19 protein-coding genes are annotated in these 26,818 nt (G+C 46.8%); 12 read left to right on the forward strand and 7 right to left on the reverse strand.

All coding sequences use genetic code 11. The annotated features are described in order from the left end of the window. Window positions 1-168: 168 nt before the first annotated feature. From H6F52_RS23525 to H6F52_RS23540, 4 genes are all read right to left on the reverse strand, one after another. Window positions 169-267 (reverse strand): photosystem II reaction center protein T, encoded by a 99-nt coding sequence (locus H6F52_RS23525; RefSeq protein WP_190411294.1) that lies wholly within the window; start codon window positions 265-267, stop codon window positions 169-171. 113 nt (window positions 268-380) lie between these two features. Further along, window positions 381-1,910 carry a photosystem II chlorophyll-binding protein CP47 gene (psbB, locus tag H6F52_RS23530; protein WP_190425144.1) on the reverse strand — a complete coding sequence of 510 codons (1,530 nt, stop codon included), beginning with the start codon at window positions 1,908-1,910 and terminating at the stop codon, window positions 381-383. 417 nt (window positions 1,911-2,327) lie between these two features. Continuing rightward, entirely contained in the window at window positions 2,328-2,660 is a 333-nt protein-coding gene (locus H6F52_RS23535; protein ID WP_190425142.1) for a hypothetical protein, read from the reverse strand. 313 nt (window positions 2,661-2,973) lie between these two features. Next, window positions 2,974-4,638 (reverse strand): type II toxin-antitoxin system Phd/YefM family antitoxin, encoded by a 1,665-nt coding sequence (locus tag H6F52_RS23540; protein ID WP_190536909.1) that lies wholly within the window; start codon window positions 4,636-4,638, stop codon window positions 2,974-2,976. Between the two features lie 99 nt (window positions 4,639-4,737). Between H6F52_RS23540 and mnmG the strand changes: the two genes are divergently transcribed. The 3 genes from mnmG to H6F52_RS23555 all read left to right on the forward strand — a co-directional run bounded on the left by mnmG (window position 4,738) and on the right by H6F52_RS23555 (window position 8,994). Further along, on the forward strand, window positions 4,738-6,660 hold the full coding sequence (mnmG, locus tag H6F52_RS23545; RefSeq protein ID WP_190536910.1) for a tRNA uridine-5-carboxymethylaminomethyl(34) synthesis enzyme MnmG: 1,923 nt from the start codon (window positions 4,738-4,740) through the stop codon (window positions 6,658-6,660). A gap of 347 nt (window positions 6,661-7,007) precedes the next feature. Continuing rightward, window positions 7,008-8,300, forward strand: a complete 1,293-nt coding sequence (locus tag H6F52_RS23550; RefSeq protein ID WP_190536911.1) for a hypothetical protein — start codon at window positions 7,008-7,010, stop codon at window positions 8,298-8,300. 115 nt (window positions 8,301-8,415) lie between these two features. Further along, a complete protein-coding gene (locus H6F52_RS23555; RefSeq protein WP_190425136.1) occupies window positions 8,416-8,994 on the forward strand; it encodes a TIGR04376 family protein in 579 nt (192 codons plus the stop codon). Between the two features lie 176 nt (window positions 8,995-9,170). Here the strand turns inward: H6F52_RS23555 and bchD are convergent, their stop codons facing one another. Continuing rightward, window positions 9,171-11,234, reverse strand: coding sequence for a magnesium chelatase ATPase subunit D (gene bchD, locus H6F52_RS23560; RefSeq protein ID WP_190536912.1), 2,064 nt, complete (start codon window positions 11,232-11,234; stop codon window positions 9,171-9,173). A gap of 462 nt (window positions 11,235-11,696) precedes the next feature. Between bchD and H6F52_RS23565 the strand changes: the two genes are divergently transcribed. From H6F52_RS23565 to H6F52_RS23605, 9 genes are all read left to right on the forward strand, one after another. Continuing rightward, window positions 11,697-12,470, forward strand: coding sequence for an NYN domain-containing protein (locus H6F52_RS23565; RefSeq protein WP_190536913.1), 774 nt, complete (start codon window positions 11,697-11,699; stop codon window positions 12,468-12,470). Window positions 12,471-12,660: 190 nt separating this feature from the next. After that, a complete protein-coding gene (gene rnc / locus H6F52_RS23570; RefSeq protein ID WP_190433707.1) occupies window positions 12,661-13,347 on the forward strand; it encodes a ribonuclease III in 687 nt (228 codons plus the stop codon). 100 nt (window positions 13,348-13,447) lie between these two features. Next, window positions 13,448-14,545: a YihY/virulence factor BrkB family protein gene (locus H6F52_RS23575; protein ID WP_190411306.1), complete on the forward strand. Its 1,098-nt coding sequence runs from the start codon at window positions 13,448-13,450 to the stop codon at window positions 14,543-14,545. A 428-nt stretch (window positions 14,546-14,973) separates the two neighbouring features. Further along, the gene (locus H6F52_RS23580) at window positions 14,974-15,597 is read left to right on the forward strand and encodes an OmpH family outer membrane protein (protein ID WP_190536914.1); all 624 of its coding nucleotides are present in this window, start codon (window positions 14,974-14,976) and stop codon (window positions 15,595-15,597) included. 126 nt (window positions 15,598-15,723) lie between these two features. Beyond that, a complete protein-coding gene (locus H6F52_RS23585; protein WP_190536915.1) occupies window positions 15,724-17,505 on the forward strand; it encodes an OmpA family protein in 1,782 nt (593 codons plus the stop codon). Beyond that, window positions 17,505-18,002, forward strand: a complete 498-nt coding sequence (locus H6F52_RS23590; protein WP_190411309.1) for a Rab family GTPase — start codon at window positions 17,505-17,507, stop codon at window positions 18,000-18,002. The genes H6F52_RS23585 and H6F52_RS23590 overlap by 1 nt, the downstream gene beginning before the upstream one ends. Beyond that, window positions 18,003-19,019, forward strand: coding sequence for an adenylate/guanylate cyclase domain-containing protein (locus tag H6F52_RS23595; RefSeq protein ID WP_190536916.1), 1,017 nt, complete (start codon window positions 18,003-18,005; stop codon window positions 19,017-19,019). Next, window positions 19,016-20,137, forward strand: coding sequence for a HAMP domain-containing sensor histidine kinase (locus tag H6F52_RS23600; protein ID WP_199300698.1), 1,122 nt, complete (start codon window positions 19,016-19,018; stop codon window positions 20,135-20,137). The genes H6F52_RS23595 and H6F52_RS23600 overlap by 4 nt, the downstream gene beginning before the upstream one ends. Window positions 20,138-20,356: 219 nt before the next feature. Continuing rightward, window positions 20,357-20,746 carry a hypothetical protein gene (locus H6F52_RS23605; protein ID WP_190411312.1) on the forward strand — a complete coding sequence of 130 codons (390 nt, stop codon included), beginning with the start codon at window positions 20,357-20,359 and terminating at the stop codon, window positions 20,744-20,746. 81 nt (window positions 20,747-20,827) lie between these two features. Here H6F52_RS23605 and H6F52_RS23610 read toward each other — a convergent pair whose 3' ends face one another. Then, complete coding sequence (locus H6F52_RS23610) at window positions 20,828-23,569, reverse strand: family 10 glycosylhydrolase (protein WP_199300699.1); 2,742 nt, start codon at window positions 23,567-23,569, stop codon at window positions 20,828-20,830. Between the two features lie 227 nt (window positions 23,570-23,796). Next, window positions 23,797-26,505, reverse strand: coding sequence for an RNA helicase (locus H6F52_RS23615; protein WP_190435553.1), 2,709 nt, complete (start codon window positions 26,503-26,505; stop codon window positions 23,797-23,799). Window positions 26,506-26,818: the final 313 nt, after the last annotated feature.

Consider the following 26,818-nt stretch of genomic DNA (forward strand, 5'->3'; position numbering starts at 1 on the left):
TGAGGAAGGATTAGAATTATCTGCCACTTTACTAAAGAAATACCTAAAATTGGAAAAGCTGAGCCGGTTATTATCTTAACCCTTGTGGAAATACAAGGGTTAAGACAGTTGCGGCTCAGTAGCTTTTCCTACATATTAAGTTGTAGTGCTGCGAGCTTTAGGTGCGAACTACTTCTTCTCAATCCGAGGAGGTTCGCGGAAAGCGATCGCAAAGAAGAGAGTACCCAATGCGAGGGTCAAAATCAAAATGTAAGCAGCGGCTTCCATATCAGAATTTCCTGATTGTTTGCTTTACTACCAGTCTACCTTGTCAAGAAAAACTAATAAGGCAAAAGGCGAAAGAAAAATACTTAACTTTTGCCTTTCGCCTGATTACATTTCTAGACAGCTTCCTTCTTGCGGGTACTCTTGTCACCCACTTTCTGGAACAGACCCCACTCAACCTGCTCTTCCAGGTCAGCCTCAACCCCAGCAAACACATCCCGGAACAGAGTCCGAGAGCCATGCCAGAGGTGCCCGAAGAAGAACAGCAGAGCAAATACAGCGTGTCCGAACGTGAACCAGCCACGGGGACTGGTGCGGAACACCCCGTCAGAATTCAGCGTTTCGCGGTCGAATGCAAAAGGCTCACCCAGCTGAGCTTTCCGAGCAAATTGCTTCACTTTAGCGGGGTCATCAAAAGTTTTCCCATCCAAAGCACCGCCGTATAAGCTTACGGTGACACCCGCTTGCTCAAAGCTATTTTTTGATTCTGCCCGACGGAACGGAATATCGGCGCGAATCACACCGTCTTTATCGGTCAAGATCACGGGGAAGGTTTCAAAGAAGTTGGGAAGACGACGTACCGACAATTCCCGACCTTCAGCATCTTTGAATACTGGATGCCCTAACCAAGCCTGAGCAATCCCATCTCCTTTATTCATTGGACCTGCGCGGAACAAACCACCCTTCGCAGGGCTGTTTCCGACATAGTCATAAAATGCGAGTTTTTCTGGAATTTGCGACCAAGCTTCGGAAGCGCTCGCCCCTTCAGCAATATTGGCTTGAATGCGCCGGTCAATTTCTTGCTTGAAGTAACCGCCATCCCACTGATAGCGGGTGGGACCAAACAGCTCAATCGGAGTTGTAGCACTGCCGTACCACATCGTACCTGCCACAACGAAGGCGGCAAAGAATACAGCGGCAATACTGCTGGAAAGCACGGTTTCGATGTTCCCCATCCGCAAAGCTTTGTAGAGCCGCTCTGGGGGTCGAACTGCTAGGTGAAACAAACCAGCGATAATTCCTACGACACCTGCTGCAATGTGGTGAGCGACGACACCGCCAGGATTGAACGGATTAAAGCCATCGGGTCCCCACTCTGGCGCGACAGGTTGGACGCTGCCAGTGATACCGTAGGGGTCGGAAACCCACATACCAGGGCCAAATAGCCCCGACAGGTGGAATGCACCGAATCCAAAGCACAAAAGACCCGACAAAAGCAGGTGAATGCCAAACATCTTTGGCAAGTCGAGCGCTGGTTGGCCGGTGCGGGGGTCTCTAAACAGTTCCAAATCCCAGTAAACCCAGTGCCAGACGGCAGCCAGGAACAGCAGACCGGAAAGGACGATATGAGCGGCAGCAACGCCTTCAAATGACCATACGCCAGGGTAGTTTCCTGAGCTGCCAGTAATGCTCCAACCACCCCAGGATTCGGTTACACCCAAGCGAGCCATGAATGGCAGTACAAACATCCCCTGACGCCACATGGGGTTCAGGACTGGGTCGCTGGGGTCAAAAATTGCGAGTTCGTACAGGGCCATCGAACCGGCCCAGCCTGCCACGAGGGCAGTATGCATCAGGTGTACAGATATCAATCGACCTGGATCGTTCAGGACGACTGTGTGTACTCGGTACCAGGGTAGTCCCATTGACTACGCTCCTCCTCAGATGAATAAGTGTCTACTTCGACGCTTCTTTTTTTATGTGCGATTTGCCGTTGTTTACCATAATCTAAGCCAGAGAAGCTCTCTTGCAAGACTGCGGGACTGTTTCACAAGGCAAAAGTGAAAATGAAAGATTATGTTACCTACTCTTAGCTTTAAAAGCCATGCCGATTGCAGGCTTTTTGCATGAGAGTTTCGCGTACTTGATGTTTTACCTCGGCAGATGTTACAGACACGATTTATCATGTCGATGAGGTTTTTGGCCTCGTCACACCAGGTTCACGCCATTCCTAGGTCGGAAGACCGAGGGGAGTTACCATTTAAAGAAGTGTAACTATTGTTAGAATCCATTGCAAGCGGGTTGACAGTTGGGATTAAGGTAGCGATCGCATTCTTAACCTTTCATCCCGACTCCTGGGTGCTGCTGAGTTGGGGTAACGCTGCTGACTCGTTCATTCTCTGGATGACCTCTTCAGCATCAATCAAGCGTTTTAGCACTACTTGACCAATATTCTGATTGGCTGACTCAGTTGGGACATGAGCTGTAGGTTTGACTTCGACCATGAGAATGGCGTCTTCTACTCGATACAGCCACAGTTTTTCACCTTGCTCGAAGATGCAAAGGTTCATTTGCTGAATTTCGGGTTTGCGTCGCCAGGAGTTTTCGTTCCACAAGCCACCGAATTCCCATACTCGACCGACAGTCCATCCATCAGAAAGGAAAAAATACTTCACGAACTTTCAACTTTCTTTATACAGGCCCTAGATTTGGAAGTTGTTCACCATTAACTACCACTTCTATCACCCAGATGTCCTGGTTATGACGAAATCTGCTCTCCTAGAGACTATAAATTAAACTTATGAGTATATTTTGTTACCCTTTCTCAGGAAACATGGCTAAAGATGCGATCGCGGTTGACTAAGGCTTGAGGGGATGCAAAAGCACTAAAGGCAAAGCGAACAAAGCACCCCTTGGCTAGGGCATCTTAGTTGATGAAGGCGATCGCACCTGTAAAAGGCTCAAGATCCAGATAAAAATCTCCCATATTCAAGCTTCATCCTCTTCCTGAAGTGGAGGGAGATAATTGGTTAACGTGGCTTCTGCGATCCCTAGGTCTTCATCTCTCAAGTACACTTGGTCACCTTCAAGAAATGGGTGTGCAGACCAGCCAAAAAAAGCACCTCCAACAATAGCCATATATTCAGCCAGACTATCTATTAAATGCCAACCAAACACGCTAAATACCCATTGTGTTATTTTTAAACCCAAAGCTAAAAGTACAATTCTGATAATTCTTACACTTACTCCTGGCTCCCCCTCGGTAATTGAGTTTATCAACCAGCCTAATAAAGCCCCTCCCAATAAACCAGTTAATTGTGGTAGATTATCTAGAGCATGCCAGTGGAAAAATCCCATTAGAACTTGTAAGGTAAATTGTAGTATTTGCAAACCTATAGCAAAAGTCAAGATAACGGAAAACCTGGAAAAAGCTTCGCTACATGATTCTTCTTCATCTTTAGTAATTGAAGTTGCAATCCAGCCTAAAGAGGCGATTCCAAATATACTAAAAAGATTTGGAACTTCTCCTGTAAACAAAGACCAATGTAAAAGATTTGATGATGCTTGCAATAGAAGCATGAAAATTAAGACAAAAGTTAGCCTCGTAATAACCTCTTGCACTTCTTTTATAAGGATTTGAACAATATATTTGTCCAGCCGCAATGGGTGTGCAGACCAGCCAAAAAAAGCACCTCCAACAATAGCCATATATTCAGCCAGACTATCTATTAAATGCCAACCAAACACGCTAAATACCCATTGTGTTATTTTTAAACCCAAAGCTAAAAGTACAATTCTGATAATTCTTACACTTACTCCTGGCTCCCCCTCAGTAATTGAGTTTATCAACCAGCCTAATAAAGCCCCTCCCAATAAACCAGTTAATTGTGGTAGATTATCTAGAGCATGCCAGTGGAAAAATCCCATTAGAACTTGTAAGGTAAATTGTAGTATTTGCAAACCTATAGCAAAAGTCAAGATAACGGAAAACCTGGAAAAAGCTTCTCTACATGATTCTTCTTCATCTTTAGTAATTGAAGTTGCAATCCAGCCTAAAGAGGCGATTCCAAATATACTAAAAAGATTTGGAACTTCTCCTGTAAATAAAGACCAATGTAAGGAATTTGATAAATTGGATAGTGCTTGCAATAGAAGTATGCAAATTAAGACAAGACCTAGCCGCGTAATAACCTCTTGCACTTCTTTTATAATTATTTGAACAATATCAATATAGCGGGCGACAAAGGGTCTAAAAAAACCGAAGCATATTTTAAATAGTTTTGAAATAATAGAAATGAAAACAGCACACGCAGAAATAAAAACAGCACAAAGGATTCCGAAAACAGCTCCATTTTTTGCTGTTATTATAAACTGTACTGGAAATGGTTTTGGTTCTACACTTAAGCTGATGATTGCTCCCAGGATAAAACCAGTTATAAGCCCGTTGAGCAAGTCAACACACAAACGCTTAATGCCCCATCGTTCCCACCATTTTATTTTCAAAGCCTCATATCGTTCTAAGTCAGCATAACTAATAAGTACAGCGACGGCTTGACCTTCCTGTTCAATCACAAACTGCTCTCCACACTCGCCAACACGAGTAATGAGTTCTGGAAACTTTTCTTGAGCTTGGGTTGAGTTTACTTGAGTCATCCTACACAACTCCTGCCAATCGTAAAATTTAGAGCAAACGCTGACATCAATGCTAACCGCTAAGATTATGTATGAGTCTCAAATGCTCAGATGCTTTTAATGACCATGCACACGCCCGTAGAATTTCAAGACGCTTTTGATGTTGTTGTAGTCGGAGCCGGACACGCCGGTTGCGAAGCTGCCCTCGCTACAGCACGATTGGGCTGTCGTACCCTGCTGCTGACCCTTAACTTGGACAAAATTGCTTGGCAACCGTGTAACCCAGCAGTCGGTGGCCCTGCCAAGTCCCAGGTGACTCACGAAATCGATGCGTTGGGTGGGGAAATTGGGAAAATGGCGGATCGCACTTACCTACAAAAGCGGATTCTGAACTCGTCGCGAGGGCCTGCGGTATGGGCATTGCGGGCGCAGACGGATAAACGGGAATATGCGGCGGTGATGAAGGAGATTGTCGAGAACCAGGAAAACTTGACAATCCGCGAAAGCATGGTCACAGATTTGGTAATGGGCGCTAACGATGAAGTGATTGGCGTCGAGACTTACTTTGGTGTGGCGTTTGGTTGCAAAGCAGTCATCCTGACGACGGGCACTTTTTTGGGGGGTCGCATCTGGGTCGGGAACAAGTCGATGTCAGCAGGTCGTGCGGGGGAATTTGCCGCAGTTGGGTTGACGGAAACCTTGAATCGGCTAGGGTTTGAAACAGGGCGACTAAAGACGGGGACTCCAGCACGGGTCGATAAGCGATCGCTAGACTATACTAATTTGGAACCCCAGCCGGGTGATACGGAGGTGCGGTGGTTCAGCTTTGACCCCTCAGTTTGGGTAGAACGGGAGCAGATGCCTTGTTATCTCACCCGGACGACACCGGAGACTCACCGGATTATTCGGGAAAATCTGCACCTATCGCCAGTTTATGGCGGTTGGGTGGATGCAAAGGGGCCGCGTTATTGTCCCAGCATTGAAGATAAAATTGTGCGCTTTGCCGATAAGGAAAGCCACCAGATTTTTATTGAACCGGAAGGACGGGATATTCCAGAACTGTATATTCAAGGCTTTTCGACGGGATTGCCAGAGAATTTGCAGTTGCAAATGTTGCGAAGTCTCCCCGGTCTAGAAAACTGTACGATGCTGCGTCCAGCTTACGCGGTGGAGTATGATTATTTACCCGCAACTCAGTGCTATCCGACACTGATGACCAAAAAGGTAGAGGGATTATTTTGTGCTGGGCAAATTAATGGCACGACCGGCTATGAAGAAGCCTCTGCTCAAGGCATTGTAGCGGGAATTAACGCAGCTCGATTTGTCCGCAATCAAGAAATGATTGTGTTCCCGCGCGAACACAGTTACATCGGGACGCTGATGGACGATCTGTGTACCAAAGATTTGCGGGAACCTTACCGGATGCTGACTAGCCGTTCTGAGTATCGGTTGTTACTGCGGTCGGATAATGCAGATCAGCGCTTGACGCCTCTGGGTCGGGAAGTCGGCTTAATTGATGACCGTCGCTGGGAGTTGTTTCAACACAAGCAAGCGAATATTGCTGCTGAGAAGGAACGGTTGTACTCGACGCGGATTAAGGAGCATGATGAGATCGGGAAGGCGATCGCGTCTGACACCCAACAAGCCATCAAAGGCTCGATTACTCTGGCTGATTTGCTACGACGCCCTGGTTTCCATTACGTTGACTTAGATCGTTACGGACTGAGCAACCCCAGTCTAGACTCCGTGGAGAAAGAAGGCGCAGAAATCGATCTCAAATACTCTGGGTATCTCCAGCGTCAGCAGCACCAAATTGACCAAGTGAGCCGTCATGCAAACCGCCAGCTACCGCCGGATCTAAATTATGCAGCGATCGAGACTCTCTCGAAGGAGTCTCGTGAAAAGTTAGCGCAAGTGCAACCGCTCACGATTGGTCAAGCAGCTCGAATTGGCGGCGTCAATCCGGCTGATATCAACGCTTTACTGGTATATCTAGAATTACGCTCTCGGCAAACCGCCTTGGTTAGCAGCCAGTCATCGTAGAGGCTTTTTTGGTACCGCCTCCTTGCCTGAGTGAGTGGTAAAAACATCAACAACTGACCGAGAGACGAGATTCGTCGCCTGTCTACCCGTTGACAATTGACAAGTGACAAAAAGCATGGTTTGCTAACTGGGTCAAGCCCAATTTAAAGACAAAATTGGCTTGGTCGCCACGGGAAAATATAAGCTAGAAGTAAGGCGTTCTTTGAACCAATCAGTCAGGGAGCATTGACAACTGATTGCCTTAGGGAATAATGTCCCACAATTAGGAATTTATTTACCGATATAAGCCCCATCAAATGTCTTAAGGCTTATCGTTGATTCAGTGTAGCCACGAGAGTGAGCAATCGATGACTCAGGATGTTAGCAATAACCAGAGGGACTCAGCACCCTTGGCAAATTCCACTTCTATCCAACCTTGGTCGGTTGACAAATATGCCGATCAATTGATGGACGACTTGTTTGCAGACATCGACCGGGTTTTGGAGGGCGGCAGCATCTCAACTCCAGAGCAGCCGCAGTCAGAGTATATCTCCTTACAACCTGTCCAAGTTTCGCAAGTCACATTGCCCCCTACCTGGGTTCCACCAGAGGAGCTGCTCCCGGAGCAACCTGACAATACACCCCGCAGTATTGTGCAAACGCCTCTGGCGCTGGATATCAGCGTAGAGGAGATTCAACCCGAAGACAACAAGGATCGTGGGGAAGGCAAATTATTTGAGAAACTCCTGCTTGGACTGGCTTTGACATCGGCGGCAGCTACATTGCTACTGTGGCTGGTGAGCCAGGGCAGGCTCAATTGGCTCTTTTCGCCCCCCGCAACGGTTACACCCGTCAGCCAAGAGGTTCAATCTAAAGCAGATGAGCAGTTTGTGAACTATATGCAGCGATCGCTCGAAGTCATCGATCGCAAAGCTGACGCGAACAAACGCATGGGAAGTGCCGCCGCGCCCCAAGGGACTAATCTGCCGCCCGTGACAACTGTCCCCGGAAATACGGCTGGGGCAGCCAGAGGATCGGGTGTTATGGAAAGAGTCTACATTCCCATCTATCCATCACCCCAAAGTCAGTCTGTAGTTCCACAATCTGCCCTAGGACTGCAAGGCGTTTCCCCCTTAGTCCGTCCTCCCTTGCTTCCATCACTGCCAAGGCGTCCGGTACCGCCGGTGCGTCCCGCGCCCTCAGTGAGTTCGATGCTGCCAGTACGTCCCGCGCCCTCAGTGAATTTGATGCCGCCAGTGCGTCCCAAACCCCCAGCCAGTCGTCCGGCACCGTCGGTTCGTCCCTCAGCACCCTCATTGGGTTCCAAACCTCTGACACTGCCTCCGATGGCTGCCACAATGCCTCGGCTCCCCATCCCTGCCTTACCACCCCTGGCACCCCCAGCACCCCCCGCGCCCCCAGCCGCAGTACCCGCACCCAACCCAGATCCGGCTCCTACGGCGACGCATACGCTTGTGGGAGTCTTAGAATTGGGCGATCGCTCTGCTGCTCTATTTGACTTCGGCGGTGTTGCCAACCGCATCCGCGTGGGCGAAAACATTGGCTCTAGTGGATGGACTTTGGTTTCCATCTCGAATCAGGAAGCGGTTATCCGACGCAACGGAGAAGTCCGTTCTGTTTATGTTGGGCAGAAGTTTTGAATGAATTATTCGTGATTAGTCATGAATCTATTACTAATGACCAATGACTAATGGCTGATGAGCGATCGCGCCTAATTGCTAACATAATGACAAACCTGTAGTGGGAGTTCTTGCAGTGGGTCTATTTGACGATTTCAGCCGGTTTTTAGAAACCCGATTAGAAGAATTCTTGCGGAATAATCCTCATTTGGAATTACAGGCGCTAGAGGAGCAGCTACGGGAACAAGAAGATGATGCCCTTAAGCTGATTGCAGACCTGCAACTGCAAGAGAAAAAATTACAAGATGAAATCCTCTCAACCGCTCAAGAAATTCAGCGCTGGCATGTCCGGATTGAAAAGGCAAAAGCTGCCAACAGGTTCGATTTAGTCCAGCCTGCCCAAGAGCGAGAAGCAGCTCTGCTACGTCAAGGTAATCAACTTTGGGGACAGATGCAAGGGATTAAACAGCGAAGCGAGCAAGCAAAACAGCTACAGCGTCAAATTCAAGTTCGCCGCCAGGAAGTCCATACCAAAGCTGTTCAGGCGCAAGCAGCGCGTACAAGTTCTCAAGCTCAGCAGCGTGCGGAGACGGTTGGCTGGAATCAGAATTACCACCGCCCGATCAACAGTGGTCCCGATCCATTAGAGGCTAAATTTAAGCACTGGGAAGCGGACGACGAGCTTGAGCAGTTGAAGCGAAATATCGGGCGGTGAAAAGTTTTTGAGATGGGTAATTGGTAATCGGGAGAAGTGATATTAGCTCTGGTTAATTACCCGTAATAAAAGAACCTCACCCCGCTATCGCCTGCGGCTCCGGCTCCCTGCCCCTAATCCCCAGAGGGGACCCCGAGTTCCCCTCTTGCGGGGTGGGGTTCCTAGAGATTTTTGAACTAGCGAGATTTCATATCTGCGATCGCGCCTCTGGTCACTCCAGCGATCGCTTGCTCGGTTGCTTTGGGTAAGTGATAATATTTCCCCCCTGATTGCTTCGCCAATTCCTTCGCGAAGCCAGTGGAAATAAACTTATTTTCCGTATCAATTACTAACAACTGAATCCCCAAAGCGCGAATTCTGGAAGCAATATCCAACAATTCAGCTTTAATATCCGGCTTCTCCCCTTCCTGTATCGGTTCGCCCAAAGAACGCGCTAAAGGAATATTGCCCCGTCCATCGGTAATCGCCACAATCACCACCTGACCGATGTCTCCAGACATCTGAGCATTCATCCCGACGCGCACTGCCTGAGTCAAACCATGAGCCAGAGGGGAGCCGCCGCCACAAGGCAATAGCTCCAGACGCCGCCGCGCTAAGGCAATCGACCGGGTTGGCGGTAGCAGCACATCGGCTTGTTCTCCCCGGAAGGGAATTAACGCCACTTGGTCGCGGTTTTGATAAGCTTCCGTCAGCAGGCGCATCACCGCACCCTTGGCTGACTGCATCCGGTTCAGCGCCATTGAGCCAGAAGCATCGACGACGAAAACGACGAGCGCCCCGGCTTTGCGGACTAAGCGTTTAGAGCGAACATCCGCCTGCTCGACGAATACCCGCCGATCTCCTCTTTGCCCTCCCTGACCACCGAGGGATTGAGCGATCGCGGCGTCGTTTCGCTCCCGCCTTGCCTTTTGGTAGGGTGCAGCGGCTCTGAGCGTCGCATCAACGGCAATTCGCCGCACCTTGCCTTTCGGCAACATTGGCTTGACGTAGCGCCCTCGATCTTCTGAAATGATCAGACTGCGACTGCCCGACTTGCCGTGACGTTGCGCCATCTGAGCAAAGTAAAGCACGGTGGGGTCGAGGATGACACCCTCTGGATCGAAGACAAATTCTTCTGGAATACTCGACTGATCCTCCTGGGGTTCTTCCGGTTCCTCTTCATCCTTCTCATCCGGCTCATCTTGCTCTTGCTGAGATTCATCTTGGGGCGGTGGCGGTGGGGGCGGCGGCGGCGGCGTTTCTTCTGGTGGCGTCTGCACAACTGTAGCGCGGGGCACGATAACTAATTCCACTGCACGGCGCAAGTCTTCCGCCGTCACGTTAGTGCGCCCCTCTAAAGCAGCCGCAGCCTTGGCAACTCGCACCGCAAAGAGTTCGGCTCGATGTCCCTGCACTCCGCCTCGAATTGCTTCATCAACTAGATAAGCAATTTGCTCGCGGGTGATGCGAACATCCTTCAGCCATTCCCGCGCTAAGACGATCTGAGTTTTCAGGTTGTCGATGTCTTCGGTATACTGTTCTAGAAATTTTTCTGGGGATTTAGCGTAGGCGAGAGCTTGTTCTACTGCTTGCACTCGTTCATCTAAGCCGAGTACACCATCAGCGGAAAGCGCGATCGCAATTCTATCGAGCAAATGTTCTCGCAGTGGCCCTTCTTCCGGGTTGTAAGTGGCAATAAATAAAGGCTTACAAGGATGCTGAAAGCTAATCCCTTCCCGCTCAATCTGGTTGCGTCCTTCCGATAAAACAGTCAACAGTTGGTTAGCAATTTGCTCATCAAGTAGATTAATTTCGTCTACATAGAGGACACCCCGGTGTGCTGTCGCCAGTAACCCAGGCTGAAATATCGTGTCTCCCTGTTTAACGGATTGCTCGACATCCACAGAACCCAGCAGTCGATCTTCTGTGATTCCCAAAGGAATTTGCACAAATGGAGCCGGAATCACCTGTGCGTCAATCGGGGCATCTGGCTGGGCATTCGCTTCTGCCAATAGTTTGTCATCCCACTCGCTGGGAGAATCAGGATCGCAATTGCTAATCGATCCTTTGACGACTTCAATCGGGGGCAGGAGAGAGTGCAAGGCGCGTGCCATGACCGATTTAGCAGTCCCGCGACGACCCGCGATCGCTACCCCTCCCAGTCCGGGATCAATTGCTGCCAATAGCAGCGCCATTTTTATTGCTTCTTGCCCCACAACAGCAGCGAGGGGGAAGGCGGGGTTAGCTACAGATGCAGGCATATTTTTAAAGCGATGCAAGTCCAACTTTTCAGCATAACGCAAAGTTTGTCGCCTTCAACTAAGCCCCCGCTTCAAATCAACCTAATTAATCTTGACATCCAAGTTTTTCCAATGCTAGATTTAAACCATACATTGCAGACAGTACAAAAATCTCGCATTAATGAAGTTTTGAATGCTGTCTCAGGTACACGGTTTTTTAGTTTCCTACTGAGCGTCTAGTCAACCATTTGGCTGAACAGTATGTCCGGTCAAGTGGTTGACTGCACGCTCAGCAGGAAGTTTAAAATTCTGTACCTGAGACTGCAACTTCAATACTTCTCAGGCAAAAGAGTTGATTCAGGCTATTAACTTAGTCGGGGTTTATTATTATCTTTTTTAAATCCCTTACCTCGGCTTTTTTCTAAGGCTAGATGCGCGGTTTGTTGATGCTGTCCATTCAACCCGTATTTTGGACGTATCAAAATGAAAAGTATTCTTGGATCTTCACAAACAAAAATCAACAAGCAGAAACCGTTAGTTTCAATTTACTGGGATTCTCAAAACGTCTATTTAACAGAAGAAGAAGCAAAGTCATTGGTGGCTTTTGCCAAGTTGAAAGGACGTTTAATTAGCCAAAAAATCTACTATAATTCAGGCTGCAAAAGCCAAGTTCCTACCAAAGTAGCTCTAAAAAGCATTGGGTTTATCTTTGTTGATGTTCCTTGTCCTTTGAAAAACAGTGCTGACAATCAATTGATAGCTCACTGTATTAAAGATATGAACAGCAAAAATGCTCCTGATGTGGCTATCATTGTATCAGGAGATGGTGATTTTGAGGATTTAGTTTTGAATTTAAAAAAGTTGAGCAAAAAAGCGATAGTTATTGCTCAACGAGGAAATGTGAAGCAAAGTCTCAAAATTGCTGCTGATGAATTTAAATTTGTAGACGAACTACCTAACTTAGTTAGCAACAAGGCAGGGCTTCAGAAAGATGATAAATTGCCTTATATCACCTACAATGATGCTGTTAACTGCTTTATTGAAGCTATCAAAACTGCGATTCAAGAAGGTAAGAGTACAACATATTCCATCATTGCAAACCTGATGTGTCAAAGTCAGCGGTTTCCTAACTATAAAGGGGTTTCTACGATTCATAAACCTGATGGAACGAAATTTTCAAGCTTCAAAAAATTTGTTGCTGCTGTCGTAAAACAGGGCAAAATAAAATTGCAAAATGAAGAAATGTTGTTAGTATAGTTAAGCAGATTGCTAAAAGCTAGATAATCAAGCGATCGCTACTTATCAAAAACTCGGTTTGATATAGAAACCGGGTTTATCCAAAAACCGCTATTGAGCGGTTTTTTCGTGTTCACCTAGTTAATAGCCATCAATGACTTGTACTGATATTTCCATGCAATTAATTTACCCAAAACCAGGAGAAATAAAAATGGAATTTCCAAATTTTCAGAATGAAAAACTCTTGCTTCATGCGCTTACACACCGTTCTTATGCCAATGAAAATCCCGGAGAGTGCGAAAACAACGAACGTCTAGAATTTTTGGGTGACGCTTTGCTAACTTTCTTAAGTGGCGAATATCTCTATCGTCGTCACCCACAAATGGGAGAAGACCAAATGACTCGTAGGCGTTCCGCGCTGGTAGATGAAAAGCAGCTAGCAAAGTTCGCTACCGAGATAAATTTAAACTTCAAAATGCGGTTAGGTCAAGGTGCCATTCGTGAGGGAGGCTACTATAATCCAAATTTACTCAGCAGCACCTTTGAAGCCGTCGTCGGCGCTTATTATCTAGATAACAATTTAGATGTTGAGAAAGTCCGCGATTTTGTAGAACCACTATTTGATTCCGTTCCGGAGGATATTGTAGTGTCTCTCTCCAAGGTGGACTCGAAAAATCGGTTTCAACAATGGGTGCAAGCAAATCCTGACCTTGGCTCAACACCACCGAAATATGTCACCAAACAAGCAGGCGGAACACCCCACGCCCCAGAGTTCATCGCCACAGTGCTTGTGGGCGACAAAGCCTACGGGGAAGGTAAAGGACGCAGCAAAAAAGATGCTGAGAAAGCTGCTGCTGAAGATGCACTGTCCAAACTGAAAAAACGAGGGCTGGTGTAAGCCGGAATTCGGAGAAACTCTAACTTTCGGGTCTTTTAACTTCTTGACAAGGCGCTGCAAACTCAAAGATACAGTGGTAGCGCAGACTAGAAGTTAAGTTATGAAGCCAAAAGATATAGTAGGACTCCTTAAAGACACATTTGCAGAGTGGCAAGAAGATAAGGCATCGCGGTTAGCGGCGGCGCTGGCGTATTACACCGTATTTTCTCTGGCACCGCTAGTTATTATTGCGATCGCGATCGCGGCTTTGGTATTTGGACAAGAAGCCGCTGAGGGGGGAATTGTTACGCAACTTCGAGAATTGCTAGGCAAGCAGGGTGCTGAAGCTGTCCAAGAGATGATCCAAAATTCTCGCAAGGCAGAGGAAGGCACAATTGCCACTCTGATTAGCGTTGGTCTCCTCCTGTTCGGTGCCTCCGGCGTTTTTGGTCAGCTGCAAGATTCACTCAACACCATCTGGGAAGTCGCCCCCAAGCCTGGACGCGGCATCAAAGGCTTTATCAAAGACCGATTTTTGTCCTTTGCAATGGTACTGGGCATCGGCTTTTTGCTCTTAGTTTCGTTGATCTTGAGTGCCGGCTTGACATCAGTAGGCGACTATTTGGGTCACTTGATACCCGGTTTGCCCTTCCTGCAAGCCCTAAACTTTTTCATCTCCTTCGGCGTCGTGACGGTGCTGTTCGCGCTGATGTTTAGAATTTTGCCAGATGCCAAAATTGCCTGGGGTGACGTGTGGATCGGTGCCGCCATTACCTCTTTACTATTTACCATTGGTAAGTACTTACTGGGGTTGTATCTAGGCAATGGCAGTGTCGGCTCAACCTACGGCGCAGCTGGCTCATTTGTAGTGCTGCTGTTGTGGGTAAATTATTCCGCCCAGATTCTCTTTTTCGGTGCCGAATTTACTCAAGTCTACGCCAACAAGTACGGCTCTCGAATTGTCCCCTCTAAGAATGCCGTACCCCTTAGTGAAGAAGCGAGGGCAAAGCAGGGAATACCGCGCACTGACGACATCAAAGCCGCTGCCGCACAAGACCAAGGCGATCGCTCCTCTGGAACCTCTACCAGCACCATACAACGGGTAGATCCGCCAAAGTCCAGACACCCGATGGTAACAGTCCTCGCCTTAATGATTGGCGTTTACCAAGGCTTTGCATCTCTAGTGGGAGCCAAGGGGAAGAAGAACAAACAAAAATGATGTATTCTGAGGAATTTTGCAGAGATTTATTAGGTGAGTTTTCTTAGGGCGCAGAGGCTATCAATATATGTTTTGGTTTGTTACAAGTTTCTCATAAGTATTGACTTTCTTAGGCAAGATAGCAGTAAAGGCAGAAACAACTTTAGCTTGTGCCTTGTCCACCCCTTACGGAAATGGTAACGGAAGATGCAAAAGGCTAGCCTTCCGTTCTTTGCAATATAGATTTTTTTATACTTGTGGCAGTCCTTTTAGCCCTTGCATTTACTGACGCTGACCTTTAGGGTAAAGTCTTAATGTACGAAAAGCGAGGTTTTTGCGCTCTAGAAGACAACTCGATTTACTGGTTTGCCGCCATAAACCACTTCTTCCTTGCCTAAAAAACAAGAAGATAAGACAATAATAAGTCTCTTTAATAAAGGATTAAATTTATGAGTTCTTCGGAAGAAAATTCCATCAATTATATAGAATTGGAATCCGCTCAAACAAATCCAATTCAGTCTAAAAGTGATTCCTCGCTTCCTAGTGTAAATGGGACAGAAAGTGGAAATCTCGATAAAGTCAGAGATATTCTTTTTGGGAATCAGACGCGAGAATACGAAAAAAGGTTTGCTCGTTTGGAAGAACGTTTAGTGAAAGAATCCACTAACTTACGCGATGACACGAGAAAACGTTTAGATAATATTGAAAACTACCTCCGAAAAGAACTTGAATCTATAACTGACCGATTAAAAACTGAGCAATCAGAACGAGACGAATCAGTAAAAGGGCTTTCTCAGGAATTAAAAAACTTGATTGGTTCTTTGGAAAAGAAGATCGCGCAACTAGATGAACAAACTACAACGAAAGAGCGAGAGTTACGTCAGCAGATTTTAGAGCAATCTAAAAATTTGGACGATGAGATTAGGCAAAAATATGAAGAACTTTTGGCTGCGCTTGAACGAGAAGCCCAAGAACTTCGTAAGGATAAAACAGACCGTTCAACTCTGGCATCTCTGTTTGCAGAACTAGCAATGAGACTTAACACTCAACCGGGAATTTCTCGAAATGAATAATTTTTCTACAAAAGAGATTTTTAAGGGGGGAATCCAAAATTATCCGTCCATAGACTACTAAATCGCTCTAGCTCCCTCATCTGATGTCGGCATAATAATTTAGTTGTGAATAGGGGGATTTGAGCAATGGCTGACTCTTCTACCCATGATTTATCTAGCAATACTCCAGAAAATAATCTTTCAACGAACGAGGATCTCTCAGAACTTCGGAGTTTGCTTCTTGGTTTTGAGCAAAGCGAACTTGATAAACTGCATGAGCGACTAAATAATCCCAATATTCATGCAGAGGATATCAGCCAACTGCTTCCAGAGGCGATTATCCTACGGACAATGCGAGATAAGCAGCTAAGCGAAGCAATCGTGCCAACGGTTGAAGAAGCGATTCATTTATCGGTCACAAAAGACCTGAATATCCTGTCAGAGGCGATTTTCCCCGTAATCGGCCCTGCCACGCGCAAAGCGATCGCTACAGCTCTGGAAACTACAGTCCAGTCCCTCAATCAAACTGTTGAACACAGCTTGTCTCCACAAGGCTTTAAGTGGAGATTGGAAGCTTTACAGACAGGAAAATCATTTGCCGAAGTTGTTCTTCTCCGCACTCTTCTCTATCGAGTTGAACAAGTTTTTTTGATTCATAAAAAAACTGGATTGTTACTTCAGCACGTAGTAGCGCCAAACGTAGCCGCTCAGGATGCAGACTTAGTTTCAGCGATGTTAACAGCGATCCGGGATTTTGTCCAAGACTCTTTTAGCGTACAAACCGGCGATTCCCTAGAAACGTTGCAGTTTGGCGAACTCACTATCTGGATTGAACCTGGTCCGCAGGCAATATTAGCAGGGATTATCCGGGGAAATGCACCCAAAGAATTTAAGTTAGTTTTCCAAGAAGTAATAGAAAAAATTCACCTCAAATACGACCAAAAATTTAATTCGTTTGAGGGAGATACTGCTCCCTTTGAAGGCAGCACGCTTTATCTTGAAGATTGCTTTCAGGCCCAGTATCAACCCAAAAAGACAAAACCTTCTCCTGTTCTATGGATTTTATTAAGCTCTATATTAATAGCTTTGGGTAGCTGGTTCTTTTTTGACTTCACAGAGAAACAGCGATGGACAGCGTATTTGGAAAAATTAAATGCCCAGCCAGGAATGACCGTAGTTACTTCCGAGAAACGTCGGGGAAAATATTTTATTTCCGGAATTCGAGATCCTTTGGCGGCAGATCCAATCAAGATCATGAAAGAATCAAATATTAATCCCAAAATAGTTATTAGCCGCTGGGAGCCTTACTTATCTTTTTATCCAAAATTTACTGAAATTAGAGCGAAAAACTTGCTTCAACCTCCGGCAACTGTATCTTTAATCGTTGATGAAAAGGGCACTCTTCGTGCTGAAGGTTCTGCTCCTTATCAATGGATTATTGAAACCAGAAAACTGGTGCGAGCAATTCCCGGAATTAATAAATTTGACGAAAAAAACCTTATTGAGATGGAACTTAAAGAACTTGAGCTTAGTGAAACCAAGATCGAAAAGCAGTTACTCTTTTTTACAGAGGGAAGTACACAACTTGAACCTGACCAGGAGATCATGATAGAGAACCTTATAAAAGAAGTTAAAAAACTTACAAATGCCGCGCCTTATTTAGGTAAAAATGTCCAAATTGAAATTTTAGGACACGCTAACAAAATAGGCTCAGAGCAGAGAAATATGATCCTAAGCCAAGGGCGTGCCGATGCCATCCTTTCTACTCTAGTTTCGCAAGGAATAAAGAAAACCAATCTTTCTGCGGTGGGTGTAGGCACAAAAGAAATTTTGGATAAAGAAACGACCCAACAGGATCGATCATTGAATCGCAGCGTCTCTTTCAAGGTAAAAATAACTGATACCTCCGGGAGAGAAATAACTCAGTAATGATCCAGAAAAAAATGTGTATGGTGGGTGCATTCGCCACCGGAAAAACGAGTTTAGTCTCACGTTTTGTTAAAAGTATTTACTCTGATACTTATCAAACAACTGTTGGAGTAAAAATTGATAAAAAATCACTCAATATTGGAGGGAAAGAATTAAATCTCATTCTTTGGGATCTTTATGGAGAAGACGAATTTCAAAAAGTTCGGATGTCCTACCTGCGGGGTTCGTCAGGCTATTTCCTGGTAGCTGATGGAACCCGCCGTACTACCTTAGATAAAGCTTTTACACTTCAAAAAAGAGTAGAAGATACGATTGGCACCCTTCCCTTCATTTTGGTACTCAACAAATGGGATTTGACGGAGGAATGGGATATTGATGATACGGCAATGGACGAAATAGTAGAAAGAGGTTGGCTAGTCGTTAAAAGCAGCGCAAAAACAGGTTTAGGTGTAGAAGAAGCTTTTCTAACGCTTGCGAAGAAAATGATAGAGGCATAGATGCTTGACCTCCCTTCGCCAATTCTGAATTATATTCACACTTTGGCTGTTGAAAATCGTTCTCCAGCCTATCTCCTGGTAGAAAAAGATGGTCGCTTGTCAGATTGGGGTGGGAAACTGGAAGCCTATGGAGTGAATGATTTGCAAAAAGGAGAATATATCGGGAAACAAGTCTTTTTTCTAGAAGGTCTTTTTCCCCTGAACGGTTCTCCTATTTGTATCCCTTGCATGAAAACGGAATATGGACTTTCCGCAGATGTCCATCTTGTACCTGGAGAAGAGAGAGACTGGGTATTGCTATTAGATGCAACTTTGGAAGAAAGCCAGCACCGTCTGATGCAACAACAAGGAAACGAATTGAACCTTTTGCGAGAGGAACACTGGAAAATATTAAATCAATATTTTGGAAAGGACATTACCCAATTGCCACAAGCAGTTCTAACCTTTCAAGACAGAGGAGAACGACGGGATGTTACTATTCTTTCCATCCATATTTGTGGACTCACTTCTTACAGTGAAAACAACCCTCCTGAAGTAGTTTTTAAAACATTAAATCTATGTATTCCTATTATGATGCAGATACTTATTGATGAAGCTGGGATAGTCAATAAAATAACTGGAGATGTAATAACGGCTTTCTTCGGGGTTATTGCCTCAACGGGATGTCCTAAAAATCAGGCAATAAAAGCTGCACGAGACATAATTGAGGCCATTGCAGAGATAGGTGAAGCGAGGAAAGGCGAGCTTGGTTTAACTCTCGAAATCGCTATTGGTATCGCTTCGGGACCCGTTACTTTCGGTATTTTGGGTAGCAAAGGTAGCAGAATGTTCACTGCTATTGGCTACTATGTTAATTTAGCAGCTTGCTTGGAAAGTCAGGCACGTCCCAGCGAGATTCTCATCGACGAAAATACATTTCAAGAGCTTGATGAGATGAAAAAATATTTTTTAGAAAGTTTCCTTCTATTAAAAGGAATTGTTGAACCTATACGAACTTATTCTTGCCTGGTGAAATGATGAATGAATCGATTACGGACGACCTTTTTGCTGCCCTTAATGTTGTAGTTTTAGAACGTCTGGATAATGGCTATTTTGCAATAGTTGGTACAAAACCAGATTGGTTTAATTATTTCTATGTAGATATTACGCAGGAACCAGATAGATTAAATTTGGGTCAGCAATTTCCTTTTCTAGACAATTTTCTCATTGATGCTGAAGATTTCTGGGCGACAAAGGGTACAGAACCTCTAAGATCGGGGCTTTGGACAGAGATAAATGTATTGGGAAACGAATGCCATCTAGAGGCATCAGCGGTTTGCCTGAAAGATAAGAAAATACTCTTGATTGAGTGTTTGGGAATTGCTTATGAAGAGAAACAGTCTCTGATCCAGAAAGCTAGACAAAATAATCTAACTTATCAACATCTTATTAAAGAAATACAAAAAAAAGAAATTTTACTTCACTGCTTTGTACACGACATAGCAGGACAACTAACGGGACTTAACTGCTGCTTTGCACTTCTTGCTTTAGACAATCTGACACCCAAAGGCAGAGAACGTCTAGAAATTGGGAGGAAGCAATGTACCAAGCAAGAGATGTTGATTCAGGAAATATTGAAGGCATTTTCTGCCGAGGTAAAATCACTAGAGGCTTTTTCACTCGATCCTGCTCACGCTCCAGATGCAATGATTTGTGCAGTGGAAGTGGTGGATGCTTTATTACCAACTTTTACATTCCATAAAATGCAGTTGCAATTGGCTGCTGACATTAATAGCTCGAAAGATTGGAAGGTAGTTGGGGAAAACTCGCGTTTGGAGAGAGTTCTTTTTAACTTAGTAGAAAATGCTCTTAGACATAGTCCATCTGGTTCTACTGTGACAGTTAATCTCAAAGAAGATGGAGAATTTATTTTGGTGAGTGTGGACGATGAGGGTTTTGGTGTACCGCCGGAGCTTTCAAAAAATTTGTTTCAAAAATTTTCTCAAGGTACAGAGAAAGTTGGAAAAGCCGGTTTAGGACTTTATTTTTGCCGGATTACGGTTGAACGCTGGGGTGGCAGTATTGGTTATTCACCCCGTAGCGAACGAGGTTCTCGATTTTGGTTTCGGCTTCCTAGACCCATTGTGCAGCCATAGATTTTGATTTTAACTCTCTACAAATTTTCTGTTCGGAGAAGCTGGATGGTTTATTGCTATGAACCGCGAACTATCAAGAGCCTACGTTTATTTACACCTACTTACGTAGTATGGGTGATGGTAAAAAGCGATCGCTCTTAGTTTTTTGCATTCAAAGTGATTTCAATCTGGCAGCAATATCGTAAAATCTGAGTAAGATCGTGCGGGAGAAAGCGTAAAATGGACAGTCGAGTGTACGAATTTGACCAGACGCAGAACCAGCTGATTCGGGATCTTGCTCAGAAAATGCGCTTTGTTAGCTACTTTCTGATCGCTTTAGGGGTGCTTCTGGTTATAGATGGGATTGTCAGTATCGCAAAAGGTGAAATTGGCGGCATTATCACTGGCGTTGTTCAAATCTTCATTGGTTTATGGACAAGTAAAGCAGCCTCTTCTTTCCAGCTTATTGTCGATACTCAGGGAAGCGATATGGAAAATTTGATTGGTGCCCTAGGGGAACTTAGAAAACTTTATACGCTCCAATACTGGCTGATATTGATAGCGGTCTTCTTTGTTGCTGTTGCACTAATTATGACAGTGATTTTTGGAACATTCCAAGTCACTCGATGACAGACGGTTGAGCGTTTCTTGGGATGGGAAATAAGTTCAGAAATAGGCAATATATCGCTTTTTTCACCTATTTTTGAATCTTTAATTCTTAATTCCTCGCTCGCCATAGCGCAGTAGCCTTTCCAAAGTTGCCAAACGGTTATCCCAAACTTGAATTTGGTAGGGCTGCTCTATACCTTCCCGTTTCATCCATTGATTGAACTGAAATTTAAAAGCCTGGAGTGAAATTTTCGCCTTTGCCAGGTTATTCGCAGAAGGATTCGCAGCCAGCTGATTGAGCGTATTTGAGAGAGTCTCTGATTGTTTGCGCCATTCCGAGAGTGCTGGTTCCTTAATCCCAAACTGGTTAGTTTCTAAAAGAAAATCCCATTCTTTTTGGAGTGCCGCGTAACGAGTCGCAGCGGCTAGGAAAGGTTGGCGATAAGGCAGCGGTTCTGTGGATGATTTTATTTCCCTCCCCTGAGTGCGGCGGAAGATTCCTTGCAGATTTTCGTTGAGATTTTCGGCGGCAAATAGAGCGTAACCGCTGGCAGGAAAATTCCGCAGCGCTTGTATTTGATCGATTGCCACAACATCTGGCAGATTCAGTAAACGAATCGAGGGCAAAACTAGAGTTGAACCCAGTAGAGCCTGAGTAAGTAAAGGCTGTGCCAAACTCTGGAGTTTGTTAGTATCTAAAGCGTAAGTCATCGGCACCAGCAAATCTACATCTCCGCGCTGCGCCCAGACTTCCCAATGTTGTTGTAGTTTTTGCAAGCGCTCAGTTTCAGGAAAAGGAAACACTGCCGCTGACACAATCAGGTTCGGTTTTAAGGCGCGTAGGCTTTTCGATGCATCTGCTACAAAACTGTTAATGGCATTGGTGCGAAATTGCGTCCACTTTTGCCATAAATTGCGGTCTTTCGGCGAAATCTTTGCCGGATCGACCCCGTGTAACTGCTGAAATTGCTGACGAGCCGCTGTACCGTAGCCAAAAGCATAACCCGCACGGGGATCTTGAAAAGGATAGCGAATGTAATCGAACTGAATGCCATCCACTTGATAGTTTGTGGCAATTTCCCCCAACATCTGTATTAAGTAGCGCCGTACCTCCGGATTCGCCGGATCGAGAAACGTTTTTCCCGAACCCAAGTGGAATAAACGCCCCCGGTTATCGTAGCCTGCCCAGGTGGGATGCAGATCGAGTACCGGGCCGGGATACTCTTTCGGAAGCTTGACTAAGGTGTTATGACGCTGGTTGCCGACGGCGAAAATCCACACCCAGGCGTGCAACTCCATGCCGCGCTCATGAGCGAGTTTGACTGCGCTAGCTAGGGGGTCCCAGCCGCGTACCAAGGGATTCTGAATCTGAGCGACGCGACTGGGATAAATGGGATATCCCGCATTGACTGTTTCAAAAAAGACCGTGTTAAACCCTGACGCTGCTAGTCGGTCGAAAATTTTTGCTAATTTTTGCTCCGAACCAGCGCTGACAATGGTACCCCGATCTAACCACATCGCCCGAATTTCTGACTGTCCTTGGGGTCGGTCGGTGGGATAGTTGTCCCAGAGAGTTCGTCGCGCCTGGAGCCATTGCTGTCGGGCAGCGCTGTAGTCTTTTTGGTCAACTAGCTGAAGAAATTTTTGCAACCCTGTCCGGGCAGTTTTGAGTGCTGATTCCTGATTAGAGCGTGAAGAAGTTTGAGCGATGAGCTTGGTTTGGGTTGAGGAATTATTTCCGTTTGCCGTTCCCACCTTGTTCGTGGCGTTGGCAGTTAACATTGCACTCTCAAAGCGTCCGATGAGCGCTTCCAACTCCTGGCGCATGGCGGTTGCTTGTCCGCTTGTGATGAGCTGGGAGCTTGGTTTTACTTCGAGTCCAGGTGGAGCCACTAAACCATCGGCGTTGACGTCTGCGGCTTGGGTTGCTGGGGCAGGAGGGAAAAGGATAGGGGTTCCCGACTGGGTGCGGGAAGCGGCAGGCGTCCGATCTGCCGCAGTCCCTTGAGAAACGGAATTCGTTGAATTTGGCTGCCCGTTTGGCGGGCGTGGTGTGGCAGCCGCAGTGGTTCCGGCTGGGGAGGAACACTGCTGGGGCGCATTGGTTGGTGCATTTTTGGCTGTTCTCACTCCCCCGTAGCGGTTCAGGGATGCCCGCAACCATGCGCTATCCAGGTTTGGGCTAGAGGCAGTATCGACGCCCCAACGCCAGCCCAGAAAGACCGAGCGATCGGTGGTTACGACCGCCGGTGGATTCTCAACCGACTTCCAGACAGCAGCGGTTTGACTGGTCAATCCAGCGGGAATGATTACACCCCCCTGGGCGGTTCCGGCAAGTCCGTTCTGTTGCACCCAACCCTGATTTTTAGCGGGTGCGGGTGCCAAGGTGGAGGGGCTTTGTAAACCGAATCCCCAGTAAGCGCCAAAGAGCGATCGCAATTGCGATCGCACATTCGCTTGGGAAAGCGTGCCTAAAGGCCCAGTAGCGATCGCTCGCCCGCCTTTCCCCATCCATTCTTGGATTGCTTGTACCTGTACGGCACTGAGGGTTTCAACATTTGGTAAAAATAAAACCTGCGTCCCGGCTAAATCTGCCGCCTGCCGGACTTGTTGTAAATCCACCACACAGTAGGCAACACCACTTAGTCCCAGGCGGGTTGTAATCCCCTCCCATTGGTTGGCATTGTCCTGGGTTTTCACGACTCCCAGTACACCCGGTGCAGCACTGGCAGGAAAAGAACTAAAAAATAAACAGGAAAAATTTACAACTAAAAATACCCAATTCCAAGCCTGAGATTTTTCCTTTCCCTGGCGTTCCCGCTTCAAACCAAAACCACTCCTCAACACAAGCTGCTCCTGAAATAGCTGTTAGCGATTAGCTTTTCATCCTTAGCCATCAGTTATCAGTCATTACCCACAAACTAACGACTCATGACGAATCACCAATGACTTCTTTTAACAGCCAAGGGCTAATCGCTCATTCTAAGCAACGACCTCAGTTAGTCGCAACAAACTAATGACGAATGGCTAAGGACAAATCACAATGACCTTTTGACAGCGAACCGCTGGTTCTAAGCAACGACTTCGTTCACTGGAAAGCGGTCAATTAGATGAATTGCCCGATAGGCATTGCGCTGTAACGAATCTGAAATGTGAGGCACATGAGGAATTTGAGATAAGAAATCCACCGTCCGTCGCAATACTCGGACGACATCCCCTTCATCTAAGCTGGTGTTAGAGCAGAGTTGATCCCATTGAACCCCTAACGCCCACTGTTCCACCAAACCTGTTAAGTCATATTCCATCCAGACTGGTAGCGCTACGCGATACCGCCGCTGTAGTTGGAAGAGGTTGCGCCGCAAGCCCCGCAAACCTCCCAAAGCTTCGTCCATCTCAGCCGGTGCATCGTAGTGCGTCCAGCTATCCGGTCGCATCGTTTCGGTCACAAAGGAGGCACAAGCAGCGGCTAAGTGGTGGGGATCTAACTCGTCGAGTTTACCCGACATCAGGGCTAAAGCCATCCACAGCTCGTTGTCACCCCGAATCGCAGCAGCGGCTTCTCCTAGGGGTGTCGGCATCACGCCCTCTAACCCGCCCATGCGTTGCAAAATTTCAATCAAGTCCATAAATTCTTCCCAGTGGCGTGCCAGGCTGTCTTGGAACAAGCTCTGAAGCTGGGAAATTTGGTCTAGTAATCCCTCTCGGCGCTGCTGGCGCTTGAGGAGGGCGGCGGGATTGCCCCATTGATGGGCAGGGTGATTTTGCAGTTGCGCTTCCACTGCGGCTACTTGCTGCTGTTGCGCGACCACTTCTGGGGCGGTATCTTCTTCGAGATCCGCGTCCGGACGACCGCAAGCGTCGTTCCGACAAGCCCAGCCAATTTGACGGGCAATGACCTCTGTGGATTCGGTGCCCTTTTTGCAATGACCGGGTTTTATCGGCATTTCCGGCGGGGGCTGTACGGATTTAACATTGGACACGCGGGGTAATTGGCTGCAAGCGACGACATCGGCAGCAGTGACTACATACCAGCGGTTATCTGCACCTAAGCAAATTAGGTAGGGCGATTGACCGGAACCGCGTGTTTTGGTGACTAAGACAGCGGGTACAGGAGAAGACACCGGAATGTGTTTCCCTTTTAAACTCAGCAGCGTACCGGGTTCTACAGAAGCGATCGCCATCGCAATTTCCCGCGATCGCTCGGCTTCGGCTTGGGTTTGTAAAATTTTCAGTAATCGGCGTTCTTCTCTAAGACGTTCCTGAAGCTTTTCATACTGTTGCAAGCTCTTATCGTCTACTGATGCCAGATCCGCTTCGATTTTTGCCAGTTCCTCGGATAAGTCAGCGATCGCTTTCCGAGTGGGTTCGAGATGCACGGTTGCCAAATACTGTCCGAAGCTGCGTTCTACTAACTCTCTCGCTTCTTCCAGACTATGAGTTTGCAGCAAGTTCAAAACCATGCCGTAGCTGGGTGTAAACTGGCTCACCAGTGGGTCAGGCCCGTTGGTTGCCAAATAAGCCGCTTCCTTTGAGCCTTCAAAAGGCGTCTGCAAGGTCACTACATGACCCGTGGTGTCCATCCCCCGGCGTCCGGCGCGACCCGACATTTGCATAAATTCGCTGGGCGTCAGCAGTCGGTGTCCCCGGTCGGTGCGTTTGGAAAGGCTAGAAACTACGGTTGTTCGTGCAGGCATATTAATCCCCGCAGCTAAGGTTTCGGTGGCAAATACCACTTTTACCAAGCCCTCTTGAAACAGTTCTTCGACCAAACCTTTCCATGCTGGTAAAATTCCGGCGTGGTGAGAGGAAATCCCGCGCAGCAACGGTTCAACCCCGCCGCTACGGGCTGCTTCTGGATTGTGGGCTAAAAATGCTTCAACTTTCTGTTTTAAAAGTTTTGCTTCTTGTTCGTTTACCAGCGTCACTTCCCGCAATTCATCCACCGCCTTGTCACAACCCCGGCGGCTGAAGATAAAGTATATCGCTGGCAACATATCCCGTTTCCAGAGATGGCTCAGGACATAAACTAAACTTGGGCTATCTTGCTTTTTGCCTTTTTCTTTAGTTTGCGGGCGCTTGGGCTTGAGTCGCGGATTTATTTTTTTTTGCGAGTCATCAAGGAGGGGAAACAGTCCTTTGGGATTGCAGAAATGAAACTGCAAGGGAACGGGACGAAAATCGGAGTAAATCAGCTTGGTGGGGCCATGAACCCGATTTAACCAGTCGGTGAGTTGATCGCTGTTGGCGACCGTTGCCGAAAGCGCCACCAACTGTATTTCGTGGGGACAATAAATAATGGATTCTTCCCAAACCGTGCCCCGCTGTCGGTCGTTCATATAGTGGCATTCATCCAACACCACGGCTTCTACACCCGTGAGGGAGGTGCCGACTTCGCCGATGCGGGTGCCATAGAGCATATTCCGGAAAATTTCCGTGGTCATCACTAAGACTGGAGCATCCCGGTTGATGGACGTATCGCCGGTCAATAACCCTACCCGGTCAGCCCCAAAGCGATCGCGGAAGTCCCGTAATTTCTGGTTTGATAGCGCTTTCAGGGGTGTAGTGTAAAATACCCGCTTTCCGCGACTCAGGGCGCGGTAAATGGCGTATTCCCCAATCAGCGTTTTTCCCGACCCGGTAGGGGCACACACAACGACCGAGCAATCGGCATTTAACGCAGCGATCGCTTCCTGCTGAAACCGATCCAGTTCAAAGGGAAATAAGGTCTTGAGGTCTAGCTCTGGTATGGTAGTGGGCACGGTACGGTCAAATAGTTCCATTAAAAAATTGCAAACAGAATTCAGCCAAATCTCGCCATCAACTGTCTTCTTGTGCTTCCTTTAATTCTAAAGGACTTCCCAGGAATAAATTATCTTAACAATGGCTCTAGGGACGCGGTATTCAATGGCTCCCAATGATGGCACATCGCTATTTTTTTAGGGAATTCCTTTCAGTGCAAATTAGCACCCAATCGGCGGGATGCACCAGATTACCGAATTATCGATTTCGATAATGACGCTTGCCCTGAGAATCGTGACGCTATTTGCTTTTCTAGGTGCCCTTTCCCGAAGCTAGTCTCTCAAGTCACTTGAA

The organism is Coleofasciculus sp. FACHB-542 (assembly GCF_014695825.1).
Classification (GTDB): domain Bacteria; phylum Cyanobacteriota; class Cyanobacteriia; order Cyanobacteriales; family FACHB-T130; genus FACHB-T130.

What these genes read in the sequence shown, in the direction of transcription:
- H6F52_RS23525 (WP_190411294.1), bottom strand. Translation starts at nt 267, where the DNA reads ATGGAAGCCGCTGCTTACATTTTGATTTTGACCCTCGCATTGGGTACT.
- psbB (WP_190425144.1), bottom strand. Translation starts at nt 1,910, where the DNA reads ATGGGACTACCCTGGTACCGAGTACACACAGTCGTCCTGAACGATCCA.
- H6F52_RS23540 (WP_190536909.1), bottom strand. Translation starts at nt 4,638, where the DNA reads ATGACTCAAGTAAACTCAACCCAAGCTCAAGAAAAGTTTCCAGAACTC.
- mnmG (WP_190536910.1), top strand. Translation starts at nt 4,738, where the DNA reads ATGACCATGCACACGCCCGTAGAATTTCAAGACGCTTTTGATGTTGTT.
- H6F52_RS23550 (WP_190536911.1), top strand. Translation starts at nt 7,008, where the DNA reads ATGACTCAGGATGTTAGCAATAACCAGAGGGACTCAGCACCCTTGGCA.
- bchD (WP_190536912.1), bottom strand. Translation starts at nt 11,234, where the DNA reads ATGCCTGCATCTGTAGCTAACCCCGCCTTCCCCCTCGCTGCTGTTGTG.
- H6F52_RS23565 (WP_190536913.1), top strand. Translation starts at nt 11,697, where the DNA reads ATGAAAAGTATTCTTGGATCTTCACAAACAAAAATCAACAAGCAGAAA.
- rnc (WP_190433707.1), top strand. Translation starts at nt 12,661, where the DNA reads ATGGAATTTCCAAATTTTCAGAATGAAAAACTCTTGCTTCATGCGCTT.
- H6F52_RS23575 (WP_190411306.1), top strand. Translation starts at nt 13,448, where the DNA reads ATGAAGCCAAAAGATATAGTAGGACTCCTTAAAGACACATTTGCAGAG.
- H6F52_RS23580 (WP_190536914.1), top strand. Translation starts at nt 14,974, where the DNA reads ATGAGTTCTTCGGAAGAAAATTCCATCAATTATATAGAATTGGAATCC.
- H6F52_RS23585 (WP_190536915.1), top strand. Translation starts at nt 15,724, where the DNA reads ATGGCTGACTCTTCTACCCATGATTTATCTAGCAATACTCCAGAAAAT.
- H6F52_RS23590 (WP_190411309.1), top strand. Translation starts at nt 17,505, where the DNA reads ATGATCCAGAAAAAAATGTGTATGGTGGGTGCATTCGCCACCGGAAAA.
- H6F52_RS23595 (WP_190536916.1), top strand. Translation starts at nt 18,003, where the DNA reads ATGCTTGACCTCCCTTCGCCAATTCTGAATTATATTCACACTTTGGCT.
- H6F52_RS23600 (WP_199300698.1), top strand. Translation starts at nt 19,016, where the DNA reads ATGATGAATGAATCGATTACGGACGACCTTTTTGCTGCCCTTAATGTT.
- H6F52_RS23605 (WP_190411312.1), top strand. Translation starts at nt 20,357, where the DNA reads ATGGACAGTCGAGTGTACGAATTTGACCAGACGCAGAACCAGCTGATT.
- H6F52_RS23615 (WP_190435553.1), bottom strand. Translation starts at nt 26,505, where the DNA reads ATGGAACTATTTGACCGTACCGTGCCCACTACCATACCAGAGCTAGAC.